Source organism: Haloarcula sp. MBLA0138 (genome assembly GCF_055632455.1).
The window spans coordinates 1,896,746-1,913,972 of the sequence record NZ_CM145746.1; the positions used below are offsets into that span (position 1 = coordinate 1,896,746).

The following is a 17,227-nucleotide window of genomic DNA, read 5'->3' on the forward strand; positions in this document are numbered from 1 at the left end:
CGTATAACCGCTTCGGAAGGGGGAACTCCCGCGACGCCGCGCCCCGCCCGACCGCTTTTGTCCGTCCCGGCCCACGGGACGGCCATGCAGCAACTCACGACGGTCGAGCAGGTCCACGAGGACGGGTCGTACCTGTTCACTGCGACCGACCCCTACGGCGACTCCGAGGAGGTCGTCCTCGTCCCCTGCGAGGACGGCGTCTCGGCGTGGGTCAACCGCTGTACGCACGAGGACCAGCGCTTCGACACCGGCCGGGGCGTCCCGATGCGGGACGGCGAACTGATATGTCCGCGCCACGGGTCGCTTTTCGACGCCTGCGAGGGCGACTGCGACAACGGCGAGGCCGCCGGGACGACGCTGCCCGGCGTCGAGGTCGCACAGCGCCACGGGACGGTCTTTCTCGTCGACGACGACTACGAGTTCGACCACGAGGGCGGCGTCGACGACGACGGGCCGAGTTCCACCTCGCACCTGCAGTTGTGAATCCGGCACCGAGCGGGCACCGCGACCCGACGACCGAAGCGGGTGGCGGGTACGCTTGCACGAACCACGGAGGATATAGTCGGCCGGGTCCTTAGGTGGAGCCAATGACGGACGGACGCGTCGGGACGCTCATGGCACAGTCCACGCTGGAGACGTGGGTCGAGAGCGGCGACGCCCCGGGCTGGGTCGCCGACCACTGGCGGACGTTCCGGGAGGGGCTGTTGGGCGAGCGCAACGGCTCGCCGTTCCCCTGTTTCTTCGGCGTCGAGTCGGTCCAGCGGGGCGACCCGCTGTACACGGTCGTCCCGTCGACGCACCACACCGACGCCCTGCTGTCGTTCCGTGACACGCTCGCCGAGTACGTCGGGCGCTACGGGGACGGGAGCGACCGCGCGTCGCTGGTGACTTTCTTCCGGCCGCCCGAACGCCCTCTCTCGGAGGCCGAGTACCACGACACGCTCTGGCACGTCCTCCAGTTCCTCCACCTCCACGACCCCGCGCCGTGGCCCGCCGACATCCCGACCGACCCCGACGACTCCCACTGGGAGTTCTCCTTCGCCGGCGAGCCGATGTTCCCGACCTGTCGCGCGCCGTTTTACGACGACCGCAAGAGCCGCTACTGTCCGGTGGGGCTGGAAATCACCTTCCAGCCACGCGCCCTGTTCGAGGCGATGGACGTGACCGCCGACACCGAGGCCGGCCAGCACGCCCGCGACGTGATTCAGGACCGCCTCGAAGACTACGACGGCGTCTGCCCGCACGCCGACCTCGGCGACTGGGGCGTCGAGGGCGACCGCGAGTGGCCCCAGTACATGCTCGCCTCGGACGAGGAACAGGCCCCCGACGAGTGTCCGATGACCGTCACGCGGGACCACCCGCGGTTCGACCCGGCGTTCGACCCCGGCGTCACGACGGGCGCGGTCCGGGGCGATGACTGACTACGCCGACGCCGTCCTCGTCCTCGTCGACTTCCAGCGGGGGTTCGACGCCGACGGGTGGGGCGAGCGCAACAACCCCGCGGCAGAGGCCCGCGCCACCGACCTGCTGGCGGCGTGGCGCGGGGCCGACCGCCCGGTCGTCCACGTCCGCCACGACTCGACGGAACCGGACTCGCCGCTGCGGGGGGACCGGCCGGGGTTCGCCTACGCCGACGGGTTCGGTCCCGAGGGTGACGAACCGGAGTTCGTCAAGCGGGTCAACGGTCCGTTCGTCGACACCGACCTCGACGCGTGGCTCCGCGAGCGCGGCCACGAGCGCCTCGTCGTCTGCGGGCTGACGACCGACCACTGCGTCTCGACGACGGCCCGGACGGCGGAGAACCGCGGCTACGAGGTCGCCGTCGTCGCGGACGCGACGGCGACGTTCGGACGGTCCCTCGACGGCGAGGAGTTCGACCCCGAAACCGTCCACCGGACGGCGCTGGCCCACCTCGGCGGCGAGTTCGCGGCCGTCGTCCGGACCGCCGACCTGCTGTAGCCGGGGGGTCAGTCGTCCAGTTCCGCCTGCCACTCCCGAACCGTACTCTCGGTGACGCCCTGTACCTCGCTGGCAACGGCGTCGGCCTCGGCCGTCCGCAGGGCGTCGAGGTCCCCGACCCCGGCGGCCGCCAGTTTCTCGGCGGTCGCCGAGCCGACGCCGTCGAGGTCTTCGAGGTCCTCGACCGCGTTGCGCGCCCGGTACTCCTCGTAGTTGCAGATGGGACAGCCGAGTTCCCACGGGTCGTCGCTGTCGGGGTCGACGACCAGTTCGGGCAAGTCGTGCTCGTCGCAGTACTCGTCGGTCACCGCGATGTCGCCGTTGCGGGGCAGGGGCAGCGAGTAGTCGCAGTCGGGATAGCGGGTACAGCCGACCAGCCGAGAGCCCGACCGGAGGTGTTTGATGGCGAGTTCGCCGCCCTCGGCCGCTTCGGCGTCGTCGCCGTCCGCCGGGACCCCACACTCCGGACAGACGCCGATGACCTCGTCCTCGCTCTCGTCGGCCTTCTCGGCCTCGCAGCGGGGACAACCGTGGACGAACGTGTCCCGACCGGCGAGCATCTTCACGTGGTGCATCTCGTGGTCCTCACAGTAGTCGTCGAGCACGAGCGGTTCGCCCGTCGAGGGCAGCGGGAGCGTGTTCCGGCACTCGGGGAAGCCGTCACAGCCGACGAAGTACGACCCCTGCCGGGAGCGACGCACCAGCATGTCCTCGCCACACTCCGGACACGGTCCGAGGGTGCGGTCGGCCTTCAGGGACTCTTGGAGGTGGTCACCGACCTCCTCGCGGGACTCGCGCAGTTCCTCGAAGACCCGTTCGAGCATCTCGCGGGACTCGTCGGTCACGTCGTCGAGCGTGGCCTCGCCGTCGGCGATGGCGGTCATGTCCGCCTCCAGTCGCGCGGTCATCTCCTCGCTGACGACGTGGTCGGCGAACTCCTCGGCGGCCTCGACGACGGCCATCGCCAGCCGGGTCGGTCGGGGCGGGTCGCCCTCGATGTAGCCGCGGTCGTACAGCTTCTCGATGGAGTTGTGGCGCGTACTCTTCGTGCCCAGCCCCCGGTCCTCCATGGTGCGGATGAGCCGCGACTGGCCGTACCGGCGCGGCGGTTGGGTCTGCTTGGCCGCCAAGCTGACCTCGGAAATCGACAGCGCCTCCCCCTCCGTCACGTCGGGCACGTGGGTCTCGCCGGCGCTGGAGTAGGGGTAGACGGCGTGGTAGCCCGGTTCGACGAGGCGCTTGCCGTTGGCCTTCAGCGACCGGCCCGCGGCCTCGGCGACGACGCGGAGGTGTTCCCACGTCGCCGGCTCGGCGACGGTGGCGAAAAACCGCCGGACGACGAGTTCGTACAGCTCCCACTCGTCCTCCGAGAGTTCGGCCTTCGGCGGCAGTTCGCCGGTCGGGTGGATGGGCGGGTGGTCGGTCGTCTCCTCGTCGCCCTCCGTCGCGGTCACGTCGTCCTGTTCGAGCAGGGACTCGGCGTCCGCGCCGAAGGCCGAGCCGACGAACTCGTCGAGCAGCGTCTCCTCGTCCACGTCCTCGGGGTAGACGGTGTTGTCGGTTCGGGGGTAGGTGATGTAGCCGGCGGTGTACAGCTCCTCGGCGATTGACATGGCCCGCTGGGCAGAGTAGCCAAGCGACCCCGCCGCGGAGATGAACGCCGTCGTGTTGAACGGCGTCGGCGGGCTGTCGGTGCGGGTCCGTCGGCGGACGCTCGTGACGGTGGCCGCGCTCGCCCCGCGCAGGTCGGCGTCGGCGGCCTCGGCCTCGCTCTCGTCCCAGACGCGCTCGGCCTCGGTGCCGTCGTCGTCGTAGAAGTACTGGGCCTCGAAGTCGGTGTCGTCCTTCCGGAGGTCGGCGGTTATCTCCCAGTAGTCCTCGGGGTCGAACGCCTCTATCTCGCGCTCGCGGTCGACGATGAGCTTCAGCGTCGGCGACTGAACCCGGCCCACGGAGATGAAGTCGTCGCCCAGTTGCCGGGCCGACAGCGAGAGGAACCGCGTCAGCGCCGCGCCCCACACGAGGTCGATAATCTGGCGGGCCTCACCCGCTGCCGCGAGGTCGAAGTCGAGGTCGTCGGGGTCGGCGAAGGCCTCCCGGACCTCCCGCTCGGTGATGGAGGAAAAGCGGACCCGCTCGATGGGCGCGTCGGTCTCTGCGCGGATGAGTTCGTAGGCCTCCTTGCCGATGAGTTCGCCCTCGCGGTCGTAGTCGGTGGCGATGACGGCCTCGTCGGCCCGGCGGGAGAGCTGTTGGAGCGTCTCGACGATGTTCTCCTGTGTCGGCTCCTTGCGCACCTCGGCGTCGATGAGCTCGACCGGCTCGACGTCGCGCCAGTCGCTGTACTCCGGCGGGAAGTCGACGCCGACGACGTGGCCCGACAGCCCCACGACGCGGGTGTCCCCCCACCGGTAGACGTTGACGCCGTTCCGGCGCTCGGCCGACGCCGACCCCTCGGAGAGGATGTCGGCGATACGCCGGGCGGCGTTGTCCTTCTCGGTGATTATGAGCCGCATCGGCGCTCACCTGTCTCGGTCATTGCGGGTCGCTACGCCGCGACGCGTACTAAGGGCTTTCGGCGTAATCGACCGACAGCGCGGGTGTGCGGGCGCTCGCTGCGGGTGGGCACGGGCGTCGCGCGCCGCGCCCACGCGGGAGGTGAAACCGAACGGCTCTTGTCCGACACGCGCCGAGTCGGGAGTATGGACCGACGGACCGCCCGCGCGTTGCGCGCCGTCGCCGCCGCGCTGACCTTCGCCACGGCGGCGTTTCACCTCTGGTGGGGGCTGCCCCGCGCCATCGTCTACCTCATGGCGATAGACCAGTGGTTCGGGGGATGGCTGCCGCCGGACCCCCGGCCGTTCCTCTTCGTCCCCTTCGCGCTCGCCCTGCTCGCCGGCCCGTATCTGGTCACCCGCCGCGTCCTCGCGCTCCGGGACGCCTACGTCGCGGGGACGGTGATGCTCGCCCTCTCCATCGCCGGCTGGGCGTTCTGGCACACCACCGGCCACGGCGCGTTTCTGGTCGGCGGCGCGGAGACGACCGCCACCGGCCACACCCACGGCCAGTCCAGCGTCGTCCACCTCCTGCTCGACCACTACGTCACCGAACCCGCCGAGTCGGCCATCAAGACCATCGAGGGCGTCGCCGTCGCTGTCTTCGTGACGCTGCTGTGGCGCGACCCGGCGCTGTTACCGGCGGCGCGCGGGAGCGACTCCTCGGGCGACTCGACCGAGCAGTAACCCGCTCCCGCCGTCGCTCGCGGTCAGTCGTCCAGTTCCTCGCGCAGCAGGCCGTTGACATCACCGGGGTCTGCGCTCCCCCCGGTCTTGCCCATCACCTGTCCGACGAGGAAGTTCAGCGCGCCGTCCTCGCCGCTGTGGTAGTCCTCGACGGCGTCGGGGTTCTCCGCGATGGCCGCTTCCACGGCCGCCTGCACCTCGTCGCCGGAGGTCTTGCCCAGCCCCTCGCGCTCGACGACGGCGTCGGGGTCGTCGCCTTCGTCCAGCATGTCCCGCAGGACCGTCTCGCGGGCGTTCTTGGCCGTTATCTCGTCCTCGGCGACGAGTTCGACCAGCCGGGTCACCTCGTCGAAGCGGTCGTCGACGTCGGTTATCTCCATGTCGCGGTAGTTGAGCTCCCCCAGCAGGTTGTCGGCGACCCACGTCGCCGCGAGGTCGGCGTCGAAGCGCTCGGCGACGCTCTCGAAGAAGTCCGCGACCTGCTTCGTGCTGGTGAGCTTCGCGGCGGCCTCCTCGCTGAGGCCGTACTCGGCGACGAACCGCTCGCGGCGGGCGTCGGGCAGTTCCGGAATCGAGAGTTCGGCCTTCCAGTCGGCGACCCGCAGGGGCGGGAGGTCGGCCTCGCGGAAGTAGCGGTAGTCCTTCTCCTCCTCCTTCGAGCGCATCGAGACGGTGTTGCCGTGGGTCTCGTTGAAGTGGCGCGTCTCCTGTTCGACCGCCCGGCCGGACTGGATGAGCTTGCGCTGGCGGGAGGCCTCGAACGAGAGGGCCTGCTCCGCGCCCTTGTGGCTGGAGATGTTCTTGACCTCGGTGCGGTTGGCGTCCTCCAGTACGGACTCGTCGATAGCGCCGTCGGCCCCCACCTCGCCCGCGTCGACCATCGAGAGGTTGGCGTCGATGCGGAGACTGCCGTCCCGCGTCGGGTCGAACACGCCCAGATACTCCAGCACCTCCTCCAGTTTCTCCAAGAAGGCCCGGACCTCGGCGGGGTCCCGGAAGTCCGGTTCGGTGACGACCTCCATCAGCGGCGTGCCCGCGCGATTGTAGTCGACGAGCGTGTAGTCGGCCCGGTCGATGGAGCAGGTGCGCGACTCCAGCGGGCCGGTGCCCTCGCGGACGTGCTTGACGGAACCGGGGTCCTCTTCGAGGTGGGCACGCCGAATGGCGACGCTGCGGCGCTCGCCCGCCACGGTGAAGGCCAGTTCCCCGTCCTGACAGATGGGGGCGTCGTACTGCGTTATCTGGAAGTTCTTCGGCAGGTCGGGGTAGTAGTAATTCTTCCGGTGGAACGTCGTCTCGTCGGGTACGTCGGCGTCGACGGCCTTGCCGACCTTCACCGCGGCCTCGACGGCCCCCTCGTTGACGACCGGGAGCGCGCCGGGCAGGCCGAGACACACCGGGCAGGTGTGGGTGTTGGGCTCGGCGTCGGTCACATCGGTCGAGCAGCCACAGAATATCTTCGTCTCCGTCTCCAACTGGACGTGGACCTCCAGCCCGATGACGGCCGCGAGTTCGCGGGACTCGGCGGCTTGTGCAGTCATTACCCGCGGTTCGGCGGCCGCCGGCTAAAGGCTAACGACCCCGTGCGGTCGCTCGCCGCCGACCGCTCGCGCCGCAAACACCCCTCTAGGGGCGAGTGCGTATTCAGAACTGATACTGCCGTCGTCAGTTTCTATAGGGGTTGGCACGGTCGATGGGACGTGACGCTCTCGCGGTTCATCGACGACGTGCGGGCGGCCGAGAAGACGCTCACGGTGTTCAACGCCGACGAGCCAGCGCCGCTGGTCCGGATGCTGAAGGGGATGGTCGACGCGCCCGCAGTGACCGTCAGAGAGAGCGAACCGGTCGACGACGGGCCGGCAAACGTCGCGGTGCTGGAGAGCGAGGACGGGACCGAATTGGCCGTCTCCACCATCGGCGACGTCGGCGACAGCGTCCTGATGGTCAACTCCGACCTCTACGTCACCGGGACGCGCGCCGTCGACGAGGTGGACACGCCGGACGTGTTGGCGAGGTTAGACGAGACGACGTTCTCGGTCGACGGGAAGCAGAAGATGCTGCTCATCGAGATGTCCCGGCACATCGAGGCGCTGGCCCACGAACACGGTGACGGGGCGTTACACTCGGGGTTTCAGCACCTCTCGCGCATCGAGGACGAACACGGGACCAAGCGCGTCTACGAGCGACTGGCCGGGACGGACGCGGCGGTTCACGTCTACGGCGTCCCCGACGGGTCCCCCGGCCTCGACGGGGCCGCCGTCCACGGCGACGACGGTGCGGAACTCCGCCGCTCGTGGTTCGTCGTCCACGCGGACTGTCCCGACGGCATGCGTGCGGCGCTGGTCGCCGAGGAGACCGGGCCGAACGAGTGGCGGGGCTTCTGGACGTTCGACGCCGACGTGACCGCCGAGGTGGCCGCGTACCTGACCGACGCGTATCACGCGTGATACTGGAGTGGTCGGTTCCGCGAACGGTTCCCGGCGGTTCCGGCGACGGGAGCCGTGACCGACGTGTCACATTCTTTGTCAATGTCTGACGTAAGTTTATGGGGGCACGGACGGTCCCTTACGCGTATGTGCGGCAACCGCGTCGAGGAACTCGAAGCGCGCGTCAAGGAACTCGAAGCCTCGGTCGAGGGGCTGACCGACGAACTCGTCGAGTGTAAGGTTCGTCTCCGCGAACTGGAGAACACCGTCGACGAGGACATGGGCTTTGGCTCCCACGCCGCGCCGGCCGCCGAGGCCGACGCGCCGCCGGAGAACGACAGCGCGTCGCCGCCGGAGAACGACGCCGCGGCGGCGGCCGACGACGGCGGCGACATCGTGACGGCCGGGGCCGACACACCTAACACGGAGGCTCCCGAGGAGTCGGACAACATGGAGGATGCCCCCGCCGCGTCCGACGCCGACTCCGAGGAGACGGAGTCGGAGTCCGACATCATCGTGGCGTAGGCGGCCCACCACCGCATGCACATCAAAGAGCTCGTCCTCGACAACTTCAAGAGCTTCGGACGGAAGACCCGCATCCCGTTTTACGACGACTTCACGACCATCAGCGGCCCGAACGGCTCCGGCAAGTCCAACATCATCGACGCCGTCCTGTTCGCGCTCGGTCTGGCCCGCACCTCCGGCATCCGGGCCGAGAAGCTGACCGACCTCATCTACAACCCCGGCCACGCCGACGAGGACGTGGCCGTCTCCGGGGAGCGGGAGGCGAGCGTCGAGGTCATCCTCGCCAACGAGGACCGCACCCTCGACCGCTCGCAGGTCGTCAACGCCGCCGGCACGGAGGACGTCGGCGACGTGGACGAGATATCGATTCGCCGCCGGGTCAAGGAGACCGAGGACAACTACTACTCCTACTACTACATCAACGGCCGCTCGGTCAACCTCTCGGACATCCAAGACCTGCTGGCACAGGCCGGCGTCACCCCGAAGGGTACAACGTCGTCATGCAGGGCGACGTGACCGAAATCATCAACATGACGCCGGGCGCTCGCCGCGAGATAATCGACGAGATAGCGGGCGTCGCGCAGTTCGACGCGAAGAAGGCCGACGCCTTCGACGAACTGGAGGTCGTCCAAGAGCGTATCGACGAGGCCGAACTCCGCATCGAGGAGAAACGCGACCGCCTCGACCAACTCGAAGACGAGCGCGAGATGGCCCTGCAGTATCAGGACCTGCGCGACGAGAAAGCGGAGTACGAGGGGTACCGCAAGGCCGCCGAACTGGAGGACAAGCGCACGGAACTCGACGCCGTCGAGGACGACATCGACGGACTGGAGGCCGAACTCGCCGACCTGCAGGCCGAACTCGACGAGCGACAGGGGAAGGTCGTCCGACTGGAGGACGAACTGCACGAGCTCAACCAAGAGATAGAGCGCAAGGGAGAGGACGAACAACTCGCCATCAAGCGCGACATCGAGGAGATAAAGGGCGACGTCTCCCGGCTGGAGGACAAGATCGAGTCCGCCGAGGCGGCCGTCGAGGACGCCGAGAACGAGCGCCGGCAGGCGTTCGTCAAGATAGACCGCAAGCAGGAGACCATCGACGACCTCGAGGCCGACATCCGCGAGACGAAAGTCGAGAAGTCCAACGTCAAGGCCGACATCGCCGAGAAGGAGTCCGCGCTCGCGGACGTCCAACAGCGCATCGACGAGGTCGGCGAGGAGTTCGAGGAGGTCAAGGACGAACTCGAAACCAAGCGCGACCGGCTGGAGGCGCTGAAAAGCGAGAAGAACGACCTCCAGCGCGAGCAGGACCGCCTGCTCGACGAGGCGCGCCGGCGCTCGAACGCCGAGGACGAGAAGCGCGAGACTATCGAGGAGTTGGAGGCGAAAGTTCCGGAACTGGAGGCCGACATCGACGACCTCGAAGCGGAACTGGAGAAGGCCCGACAGAACAAGGAGACCATCGGCGAGGTGGTCGACGACCTCCGGGCCGAGAAGCGCGACCTGCAGGCCGACCTCGACGAACTGGAAGACGAGATAAGCGCCAAGCAACAGGAGTACGCCCAACTCGAAGCCAAGGCCGGCGAGGACGGCGACTCCTCGTACGGCCGGGCCGTGACGGCCGTCCTCAACGCCGACCGTGAGGGCGTCCACGGCACCGTCGGCCAACTGGGCGGGGTCGACCCCGAGTACGCCACGGCCTGCGAGACGGCCGCCGGGGGGCGACTCGCCCACGTCGTCGTCGACGACGACGGCGTCGGCCAGTCCTGCATCGAGTACCTGAAATCGCGCAACGCCGGCCGGGCGACGTTCCTGCCCATCACGCAGATGCAGCACCGCTCGCTGCCGTCGCTGCCCTCCCACGACGGCGTCGTCGACTTCGCGTGCAACCTCGTCGACTTCGACTCTGAGTACGCCGGCGTCTTCTCGTACGTGCTGGGCGATACGGTCGTCGTCGAGGACATGGACACCGCCCGCGAACTGATGGGCGACTACCGCATGGTGACCTTAGAGGGCGACCTCGTCGAGAAGAGCGGTGCGATGACCGGGGGGTCCTCCTCGGGGACGCGCTACTCCTTCTCGGGCGGGGCCGGCAAGCTCGAACGGGTCGCCACGCGAATCACCGAACTCGAGGACGAGCGCGCCGACGTTCGCGCGGACCTGCGCGACGTGGAGGAGCGCCTCGAAGACGCCCGCGACCGCGAGTCCGACGCGACCGAACAGCTGCGCGACATCGAGACTAGCATCGAGCGAACCGAGGGCGAGAAAAGCGAGACCGAGGCCCGCATCGAGGAACTGGAGGCCGACCTCGAAGAGATTCAGGCCGACCGCGAGTCCGTCGCCGACGAGATGGACGAACTGGAGGCCGACATCGAGGCCAAAGACGAGGCCATCGCCGACCTGCAGGCCGACATCGACGAACTGGAGGCGGAGGTCGCCGACTCCGAACTGCCGGCTCTCACGGACGAGCGCGAGGCCATCCGCGAGGACATCGACGCGCTGGAGGACCGGATGGACGACCTCGACGCCGAGTTGAACGAACTGCAACTGGAACAGCAGTACGCCGAGGACGCCATCGACGACCTCCACGACACCATCGAGGCAGCCCAGAACCGGAAGGCCGAGCAGGAAGAGCGCATCGCCGACCTCGAGGACCGAGTCGCAGAGAAGCGCGAGCGGAAGGCCGAGAAAGAGCAGGCCGTCGCCGAACTGGAGGACGAACTCGCGGACCTCAAGGCCGAGCGCGAGGAGCAACGCGAGGCGCTACAGGCGGCCAAGGAGGCCCGCGACGAGCAGCAGTCGGCCGTCGCCGACGTGGAGCGGGACCTCGACGACCGCACCGAGGAGCGCGACCGCTTGGCGTGGGAGATAGACGAACTCGAGGCCCAAGTCGGCGACTACGACCCCGAGGACGTGCCCGACCACGACACCGTCGAGGCCGAAATCGAGCGGCTGACCGGCGAGATGGAGGCCTTGGAGCCGGTCAACATGCGCGCCATCGAGGAGTACGACCGCGTCGAGGCCGACCTCGACGAACTCGAGGAGAAGAAGGCGACGCTGGTCGAGGAGGCGGAGGGTATCAGAGAGCGCATCGACACCTACGAGGCCCGCAAGAAGGAGACGTTCATGGAGTCGTTCGACGCCATCAACGACCAGTTCGAGGACATCTTCGAGCGCCTCTCGAACGGCACCGGCCACCTCCACCTCGAAGACGAGGACGACCCGTTCGAGGGTGGCCTGACGATGAAGGCCCAACCCGGCGACAAGCCCATCCAGCGGCTCAACGCCATGTCCGGCGGCGAGAAGTCCCTCACGGCGCTGGCGTTCATCTTCGCCATCCAGCGACACAATCCCGCGCCGTTCTACGCGCTGGACGAGGTCGACGCCTTCCTCGACGCGGCCAACGCCGAACTGGTCGGCGAGATGGTCGACGAGCTGGCCGGCGACGCCCAGTTCGTCGTGGTCTCGCACCGCTCGGCCCTGCTGGAGCGCTCCGAGCGGGCCATCGGCGTGATGATGCAGGGCGACAACGTCTCGGCCGTGACGGGCATCGACCTCTCCGGCGAGAGCGACAACGAGGAGGTGCCGGCCGACGACTGAGCCATGACCGACGACATCCCGCTCGATATCACCGGACACGAAGAAAGGGAGCCGCCCGGCGGCACCGACAACCAAACGGGGAGCGACGCGACCCGTGAAGACGGGGAGCCCCCCGGCGGCGTCGACCTGCCCGACGGCACCGACGGCGAGGACGACGTGGAGCCGGTCGAGGTCCTCGTCCAGTTGGCCGACGACGGCGAGATAGACCCGTGGGACATCGACGTGGTCCGGGTGACCGACAAGTTCCTCGACCGACTGGACGACGCGGACCTCCGGACCTCGGGGCGGGCGCTGTTTTACGCCTCCGTGCTCGTCCGGATGAAAAGCGACGCGATGCTGGGCGAGGACGAGGGCGAAGACGAGCCGGCCGAGCCGTGGGAGCAGGCGATGGCCGAGGACGCCCCCATCGAGGAGCCCGACCCGTTCGCGTCGCTCGAATCCGAGATGGACCGGCGGCTCGAACGCCGGCGCGCCCGCGGGATGCCCCAGACGCTGGACGAACTGGTCCGTGACCTCCGGGACGCCGAGCGGGACACGTGGTGGAAGGAGTCCCGCGAGTACGACACCAGCGACTCCCCCAGCGGGTTCCAGCGGGGGACACAGGAACTGGACTACCGCGGGGCCGACGACATGCGACTGGACGAGGAGCCCTCGGCGGCGGACGTGACCGGCACGGCCCACGCCGAGAACATCGACGACATCATCGACGACGTACACGGCGCGGTCCGGGAGCACTACGAGCAGGGCCGCGAGGAGGTGCTGTACCGCGAGGTCCAGACCGCCGGCGGCACGCGCGTCGAGACGTTCCTCGGCCTGCTCTTTCTGGCCCACCGCGGGCAGGTCCGCCTCCAGCAGGACGACCTCTTTGGCGACCTCTGGATTCAGGACCCCAACGCGGCGGGGGGCTCCGAGGAAGCGCTGGCGGACTGACTACTCGCCGAGGCGGGCGACGACGAACGACTCGACGGGGGCCGAGTACTGCATCAGGAGCGTGCCGACGACGCTCAACAGCAGGACGTACCCGACAGCGAAGGAGTACAGTGTGGTGGCCGTCGCGGGCGCGAGCGTCGTCCCGGCACCGGCCAGCGCGACGGTGGCGACGATGAGCGAGAACTCCCCGCGGGTGACGAGTCCGAGGCCGACGCGGGTCGACCGGCGCGTACCGAGCCCGTAGGCGCGCCCGCCTAGATAGCCCGAGAACAACTTCGCGGGGACGGTCACGGCCGCCGCCGCGAGGACGAGGCCGGCCACGCCGGCCACCAACACGGGGTCGGCCTCGATGCCGATGTAGAAGAAGAAGACGGCGGCGAAGGTGTCCCGGAGGGGTTCCAACAGGTCCGCCAGTTCGTGGCCGTGGCTCGTCGCGGCGAAGCCCATCCCGACGAGGAAGGCCGCGACGGCCTCGCTGACGCCGACAGCCAGCGCCGCGCCGGCGACGAGGACGGTGATTCCGAGCGTCCGCAAGACGGTCAGTTCCTGCGAGGACGTGGCGAGCGCCCGCTCGAACCACGCCGTCCCGAGGACGGCCGCGAGGGCGAGCGCGAGGATGAACCCGACGGCGACGGCCACAGACGCGGCCGCGCCGGCGAGGTCGCCGCCGCCGGTCACCAGTGCCGCGGCGACGGTGAGATAGACGGCGACGACGAGGTCCTCGAAGACCAGCGTCCCCAGCAGCGGGTCGGCCTCGTCGTTGGCTATCCACCCGAGGTCGATGAGCGACTTCGTGACGATGGCCGACGAGGAGACGTAGACGACGCCCGCCGTCAGCAGCGCCGCCAGCGGGTCACCGAAGAACGCGAAGCCGACGACCACCCCCACGGGGAAGTTGACCAGCAGGTCGACGCCGCCGGCCCGGGCCACCCGGTCGCGACTCGCCAGCAGGCGCTGGGGGTCGACCTCCAGCCCGAGGAAGAAAAGCAGGAAGACGATGCCGAGTTCCGCGCCGAGCGTGACGAACTCGCCGGCGGCGACGCTGGGCAAGGCGTAGCCGCCGACCGAGAGCCGTCCGGCTACCGACGGCGACAGCCCCATCCCGGCGACGATGTAGAAGGGGATGACCGACTTGTCGAGGCGGGCGGCGACCGCGCCCGCGACCGCGACGGCGGCGAACAGCACGCCGACTTCGAGCAGGTCAGCCACGCGTCTCCACCCCCATCGGGGTCAGTCGGCCCCCGACAGCAGCCCCTCGAACGCGTCACAGCTCTCCCTGTCGCCGACGACGACCATCGTGTCCCCGGCCCGGAGTTCGGTGTGGGCGACGCCGCTCGCGACCACCGCGTCGTCGCGCTGGATGGCGACGACGGTGACGCCGGTCCGTTTGCCCGCGTCGGCGTCGGCGAGGGTCTGGCCGACCAGTTCCGCTCCCTCGTCGACGGTGTACCACTCGAGGAGAGTCCCGTCGCCGAGCAGTGTCCGGACGGACTCGGAGGCGACCGGTTGGAAGTACGCCCCTTCGAGGACGGTGCCGACCAGCCGCGCCTCGCGGTCGGTGAGTTCGAACAGCGCCTCGGAGTCGGCGTCCGGGCCGGGCTTCAGGTACACCTGTCGCTTCCCGGTGTTGTGGGTGACGACGACCAGCCGCTCCCCGTCGCCGATGTCGACCTCGTGTTTCTTGCCCACGCCGGGCAGGTCGCTCTCGGTGACGTCCATACCCGCGTGGTCGGTCCCGGTCGACATAACAGTAGTTGTAGATACGATTTCTCTATTCGTTCAGTCTCTGAAACGGCTGCTCAGTGAGCCTGCGTATTGACCACCAGCATCCGCGCGAGCGGAGCGAGTGCGGTTCACCGACGGCGAGGCGGGAGGCCGAGCCGTCGGCCTTTTTCACCCACGTTTTTGCCGGGAGGGTTCCCACAGCGAGCGGAGCGAGCGAGGAAACCCGACCGGGAAAAAGGTGGTCTGCTTCCTCACAAGGATTAATCGCTGTCAACGCAACGATGGCGACCGAAGATGAGCAGATTCGAGTTAGCGATGCGGTGAAGCGAGAACTTGACCGCCGCCGGGAGGGCGAGAGCTATAACGATGTGTTGCAGCGGATGCTTGAGGACGACCGCGACCTCATGGCTGGGTTCGGACGGTGGTCGGACGAACGGGCTGACCGGGCCCGAGAGGCACGTGAGAAGTCCAAGCAGAAGTCGAAAGACCGGGTGCATCGGCTGGCAGACGACGGATGAAAGTACTCGACGCGACGTTTCTCATCGACTATCTCGACGGCGTCGACGCCACCGCCGAGTATCTACTGGCCCATGACGATGCCCGGTTCGTCTTCCCGGCCCCAGCGTACGCCGAGGTCCTTGTCGGAGAGGGGAACGCCCCGGACAGCGACGTAGCAGCGGTCAAAGCCGCCCTCTCGTGGGGTGACGTTACGAGACCGACGAGGAGACAGCAGAGATAGAATCGCCGTATTCGCAACAACCGATACCGCCACGGGCGAACAGGACTAAAGCCGTCGAGTCCCAAGTCGGAGTGAATGGACGAGCAGTCGCCGCCCGCGGACGTGCCCGACCCCGAAGGGCTGGCCGACGCCTTCAGCGTCTACGAGGTCACCCCGACGGACGACGGCGTCCGCTACTACGGCGAGCCCCTGACCGACCGCGACCAAGTAGTGCAGACCCTCGGCCCGGCGTTCCGGCGGCGGGGCTACCGCGTCCGACTCAAGCAGGAGATGGGCGAACACGTCCTCGTCGCCACGGAGCGCTCGCTGGGCGTCGACGGCGTGCCGTGGACGAACGTCCTGCTGGCAGTGCTGACGCTGCTGTCGACGCTGTACGCCGGCACCCGCTGGTACGGCCTCTCGGTCGCCGAGAACCCGGCGGCGCTGCTACAGGCGTGGCCGTTCGCGCTCTCGGTGCTGGGCGTACTCGCGGTCCACGAGTTCGGCCACTACGCCCTCAGCCGCCACCACGAGGTCCAGTCGAGCCTGCCGTACTTCATCCCGTTGCCGAACCTGCTTGGTACCCTCGGGGCGGTCATCAGCATGAACGACAACATCCCCGACCGGAAGGCGCTGTTCGACATCGGCGTCGCCGGACCGCTTGCGGGACTGGTCGCCACCGTCGCGGTGACCGCCGTGGGCGTCACGCTGGAGCCGGTCCGGCTCGCCGGCGGTATCGCCACGCAGGTGGAACTTGGCTACCCGCTGTTGGTCCGGGGCGTCGCCGCGCTGTTGGGCGAGCAGTTGGTGTACCCCGACCCCTCGGTTGTCGCCAACCCCGTCGTCATCGCCGGCTGGGTCGGCGCGTTCGTCACGTTCCTGAACCTGCTCCCGGTCGGGCAACTCGACGGCGCGCACGTCGCGCGGGCGCTGGTCGGTGACGCCTTCGCCCGGGTCCAGTTGGCGGTCCCCGTCGCCCTGTTCGGGCTGGCCGGCTACCTCGTCGCCTTCGAGGGGGGCCGCGCGGCCCCGTTGTGGGGGTTCTGGGGCGTCCTGACGCTGGCGTTCAGCCGCGTCCGGGCCGCCCGCCCGCTCGACGAGGCGGAACTGGGGCCGGGCCGGAAGGCCGTCGGCGTCCTGACGCTCGTCCTCGGGCTGTTGTGTTTCGTCCCGGTGCCGATAGTCATCACGCTCTGAGCCGGCTCAAAGGCCGTAGGGGTCGTATTCCGGCCGCGAGTCCGCCGCGGGGTCGACGCCGTACTCGGCGAAGTACTCGTCGCGCAGGGCCGCCCCGCCCTCGCCGAACAGCAGGACCGCGCCGTAGGGGCGGCTGTACCGCTCGGCCCCCGGCGGGTCCGGGTCGACGAACAGCGTGTCGGTCGGCGGCCCGTCGACGGCGGGGAGGTCGGTGAGCAGGTCCTCCATCGGCACCAGTCCAGTGAGGACGCTCGGGACGAACGAGCCACCGGGCAGCGGGGCGCGGGGTTGGACGTGGCACTCCGCCACCGGCTCGCCGTCGTCCTCCAGCGTCGCGCTCGCCGGCCGGTCCATCCCCGCGGTCCAGAGGTCGACTGCCACCGGCGGCACGGCGGCGTCGACGGCGAAGTGCATCCGGACGCCGCCGACCCGCTCGACCGACCGAATGGACCACGCCTCGTCGCTGTCGCTCGGGTCGCCGGCCAGCGTCGCCTCGACGAGGTCGCCCGTCCGAAGCCCGTCGACCGTCGCCTGCATGTCGCCGTAGCCCGACTGGTAGACGGTGTACAGGCGCGTCCCCCCGGTGTCGAGGAAGTTGACGTGGGGCACGTCCGCGACGACGCGGTAGACGCGGAACCGGCCGGTGCGCTCCTCCATACCCCCGCCACGCGGTCCGGACGGAAGACTCCACGGGAGGCGGACGCGGCCGGGTCGTGTTAGCACGGGAGAAAGAACTAAGAAGCTCCGCGTTCATTGTTACCAGTAGGCATGACACCGACGAAGATACGCGAGCGGCTGGACGAATCGGCTGGCAGCGTCGACCCGGCGGAGTTCGTCTCGGCGCTCGAATACGTCCGCGACGACGGCCGGCACTGACCGGCCGTTCCGGCGACCGCGCGCGACGCC

The 17,227-nt window shown here is 69.1% G+C and carries 15 protein-coding genes and 1 pseudogene; 11 read left to right on the forward strand and 5 right to left on the reverse strand.

Annotation, left to right across the window (positions count from 1 at the left end):
• Positions 1-84 precede the first annotated feature (84 nt).
• From ACV7JO_RS10100 to ACV7JO_RS10110, 3 genes are all read left to right on the forward strand, one after another.
• Positions 85-483: a Rieske (2Fe-2S) protein gene (locus ACV7JO_RS10100; RefSeq protein WP_470353285.1), complete on the forward strand. Its 399-nt coding sequence runs from the start codon at positions 85-87 to the stop codon at positions 481-483.
• A 104-nt stretch (positions 484-587) separates the two neighbouring features.
• On the forward strand, positions 588-1,421 hold the full coding sequence (locus ACV7JO_RS10105) for a YqcI/YcgG family protein (protein ID WP_470353286.1): 834 nt from the start codon (positions 588-590) through the stop codon (positions 1,419-1,421).
• Positions 1,414-1,959, forward strand: a complete 546-nt coding sequence (locus ACV7JO_RS10110) for a cysteine hydrolase family protein (protein WP_470353287.1) — start codon at positions 1,414-1,416, stop codon at positions 1,957-1,959. Before ACV7JO_RS10105 ends, ACV7JO_RS10110 begins: the two co-directional genes overlap by 8 nt.
• 8 nt (positions 1,960-1,967) lie before the next feature.
• Here the strand turns inward: ACV7JO_RS10110 and ACV7JO_RS10115 are convergent, their stop codons facing one another.
• Complete coding sequence (locus tag ACV7JO_RS10115; protein ID WP_470353288.1) at positions 1,968-4,475, reverse strand: DNA topoisomerase I; 2,508 nt, start codon at positions 4,473-4,475, stop codon at positions 1,968-1,970.
• Positions 4,476-4,661: 186 nt separating this feature from the next.
• Here ACV7JO_RS10115 and ACV7JO_RS10120 point away from each other — a divergent pair, with 186 nt between their 5' ends.
• Positions 4,662-5,201 carry a hypothetical protein gene (locus tag ACV7JO_RS10120; protein WP_470353289.1) on the forward strand — a complete coding sequence of 180 codons (540 nt, stop codon included), beginning with the start codon at positions 4,662-4,664 and terminating at the stop codon, positions 5,199-5,201.
• A 23-nt stretch (positions 5,202-5,224) separates the two neighbouring features.
• On the opposite strand, the gene gatB is transcribed toward ACV7JO_RS10120, so the two are convergent.
• The gene (gene gatB, locus ACV7JO_RS10125) at positions 5,225-6,742 is read right to left on the reverse strand and encodes an Asp-tRNA(Asn)/Glu-tRNA(Gln) amidotransferase subunit GatB (protein ID WP_470353290.1); all 1,518 of its coding nucleotides are present in this window, start codon (positions 6,740-6,742) and stop codon (positions 5,225-5,227) included.
• A 159-nt stretch (positions 6,743-6,901) separates the two neighbouring features.
• Here gatB and ACV7JO_RS10130 point away from each other — a divergent pair, with 159 nt between their 5' ends.
• From ACV7JO_RS10130 to ACV7JO_RS10145, 4 genes and pseudogenes are all read left to right on the forward strand, one after another.
• Positions 6,902-7,648 carry a DICT sensory domain-containing protein gene (locus ACV7JO_RS10130; protein WP_470353291.1) on the forward strand — a complete coding sequence of 249 codons (747 nt, stop codon included), beginning with the start codon at positions 6,902-6,904 and terminating at the stop codon, positions 7,646-7,648.
• A gap of 126 nt (positions 7,649-7,774) precedes the next feature.
• Positions 7,775-8,152 (forward strand): DUF7518 family protein, encoded by a 378-nt coding sequence (locus ACV7JO_RS10135; RefSeq protein ID WP_470353292.1) that lies wholly within the window; start codon positions 7,775-7,777, stop codon positions 8,150-8,152.
• Between the two features lie 15 nt (positions 8,153-8,167).
• Positions 8,168-11,751: pseudogene (gene smc, locus ACV7JO_RS10140) on the forward strand (chromosome segregation protein SMC).
• 3 nt (positions 11,752-11,754) lie between these two features.
• Positions 11,755-12,681 carry a segregation/condensation protein A gene (locus ACV7JO_RS10145; RefSeq protein ID WP_470353293.1) on the forward strand — a complete coding sequence of 309 codons (927 nt, stop codon included), beginning with the start codon at positions 11,755-11,757 and terminating at the stop codon, positions 12,679-12,681.
• Here the strand turns inward: ACV7JO_RS10145 and ACV7JO_RS10150 are convergent, their stop codons facing one another.
• Positions 12,682-13,890 carry a cation:proton antiporter gene (locus ACV7JO_RS10150; protein WP_470353294.1) on the reverse strand — a complete coding sequence of 403 codons (1,209 nt, stop codon included), beginning with the start codon at positions 13,888-13,890 and terminating at the stop codon, positions 12,682-12,684.
• A gap of 21 nt (positions 13,891-13,911) precedes the next feature.
• Positions 13,912-14,400 (reverse strand): cation:proton antiporter regulatory subunit, encoded by a 489-nt coding sequence (locus tag ACV7JO_RS10155; RefSeq protein WP_470353295.1) that lies wholly within the window; start codon positions 14,398-14,400, stop codon positions 13,912-13,914.
• A gap of 287 nt (positions 14,401-14,687) precedes the next feature.
• On the opposite strand from ACV7JO_RS10155, the gene ACV7JO_RS10160 reads away from it, so the two are divergent.
• The 3 genes from ACV7JO_RS10160 to ACV7JO_RS10170 all read left to right on the forward strand — a co-directional run bounded on the left by ACV7JO_RS10160 (position 14,688) and on the right by ACV7JO_RS10170 (position 16,321).
• Positions 14,688-14,924, forward strand: a complete 237-nt coding sequence (locus ACV7JO_RS10160; protein ID WP_470353296.1) for an antitoxin VapB family protein — start codon at positions 14,688-14,690, stop codon at positions 14,922-14,924.
• Positions 14,921-15,145 (forward strand): PIN domain-containing protein, encoded by a 225-nt coding sequence (locus ACV7JO_RS10165; RefSeq protein ID WP_470353297.1) that lies wholly within the window; start codon positions 14,921-14,923, stop codon positions 15,143-15,145. Before ACV7JO_RS10160 ends, ACV7JO_RS10165 begins: the two co-directional genes overlap by 4 nt.
• A 75-nt stretch (positions 15,146-15,220) precedes the next feature.
• Positions 15,221-16,321, forward strand: coding sequence for a site-2 protease family protein (locus ACV7JO_RS10170; protein ID WP_470353298.1), 1,101 nt, complete (start codon positions 15,221-15,223; stop codon positions 16,319-16,321).
• A 6-nt stretch (positions 16,322-16,327) separates the two neighbouring features.
• Here the strand turns inward: ACV7JO_RS10170 and ACV7JO_RS10175 are convergent, their stop codons facing one another.
• The gene (locus tag ACV7JO_RS10175; protein ID WP_470353299.1) at positions 16,328-16,978 is read right to left on the reverse strand and encodes a hypothetical protein; all 651 of its coding nucleotides are present in this window, start codon (positions 16,976-16,978) and stop codon (positions 16,328-16,330) included.
• Positions 16,979-17,227 lie beyond the last annotated feature (249 nt).

Excerpts from the sequence above, each read along its gene's own strand:
- ACV7JO_RS10100 (WP_470353285.1), top strand. The coding sequence starts at position 85 with ATGCAGCAACTCACGACGGTCGAGCAGGTCCACGAGGACGGGTCGTAC.
- ACV7JO_RS10105 (WP_470353286.1), top strand. The coding sequence starts at position 588 with ATGACGGACGGACGCGTCGGGACGCTCATGGCACAGTCCACGCTGGAG.
- ACV7JO_RS10110 (WP_470353287.1), top strand. The coding sequence starts at position 1,414 with ATGACTGACTACGCCGACGCCGTCCTCGTCCTCGTCGACTTCCAGCGG.
- ACV7JO_RS10115 (WP_470353288.1), bottom strand. The coding sequence starts at position 4,475 with ATGCGGCTCATAATCACCGAGAAGGACAACGCCGCCCGGCGTATCGCC.
- ACV7JO_RS10120 (WP_470353289.1), top strand. The coding sequence starts at position 4,662 with ATGGACCGACGGACCGCCCGCGCGTTGCGCGCCGTCGCCGCCGCGCTG.
- gatB (WP_470353290.1), bottom strand. The coding sequence starts at position 6,742 with ATGACTGCACAAGCCGCCGAGTCCCGCGAACTCGCGGCCGTCATCGGG.
- ACV7JO_RS10135 (WP_470353292.1), top strand. The coding sequence starts at position 7,775 with ATGTGCGGCAACCGCGTCGAGGAACTCGAAGCGCGCGTCAAGGAACTC.
- ACV7JO_RS10145 (WP_470353293.1), top strand. The coding sequence starts at position 11,755 with ATGACCGACGACATCCCGCTCGATATCACCGGACACGAAGAAAGGGAG.
- ACV7JO_RS10155 (WP_470353295.1), bottom strand. The coding sequence starts at position 14,400 with ATGGACGTCACCGAGAGCGACCTGCCCGGCGTGGGCAAGAAACACGAG.
- ACV7JO_RS10160 (WP_470353296.1), top strand. The coding sequence starts at position 14,688 with ATGGCGACCGAAGATGAGCAGATTCGAGTTAGCGATGCGGTGAAGCGA.
- ACV7JO_RS10165 (WP_470353297.1), top strand. The coding sequence starts at position 14,921 with ATGAAAGTACTCGACGCGACGTTTCTCATCGACTATCTCGACGGCGTC.
- ACV7JO_RS10170 (WP_470353298.1), top strand. The coding sequence starts at position 15,221 with ATGGACGAGCAGTCGCCGCCCGCGGACGTGCCCGACCCCGAAGGGCTG.
- ACV7JO_RS10175 (WP_470353299.1), bottom strand. The coding sequence starts at position 16,978 with ATGGAGGAGCGCACCGGCCGGTTCCGCGTCTACCGCGTCGTCGCGGAC.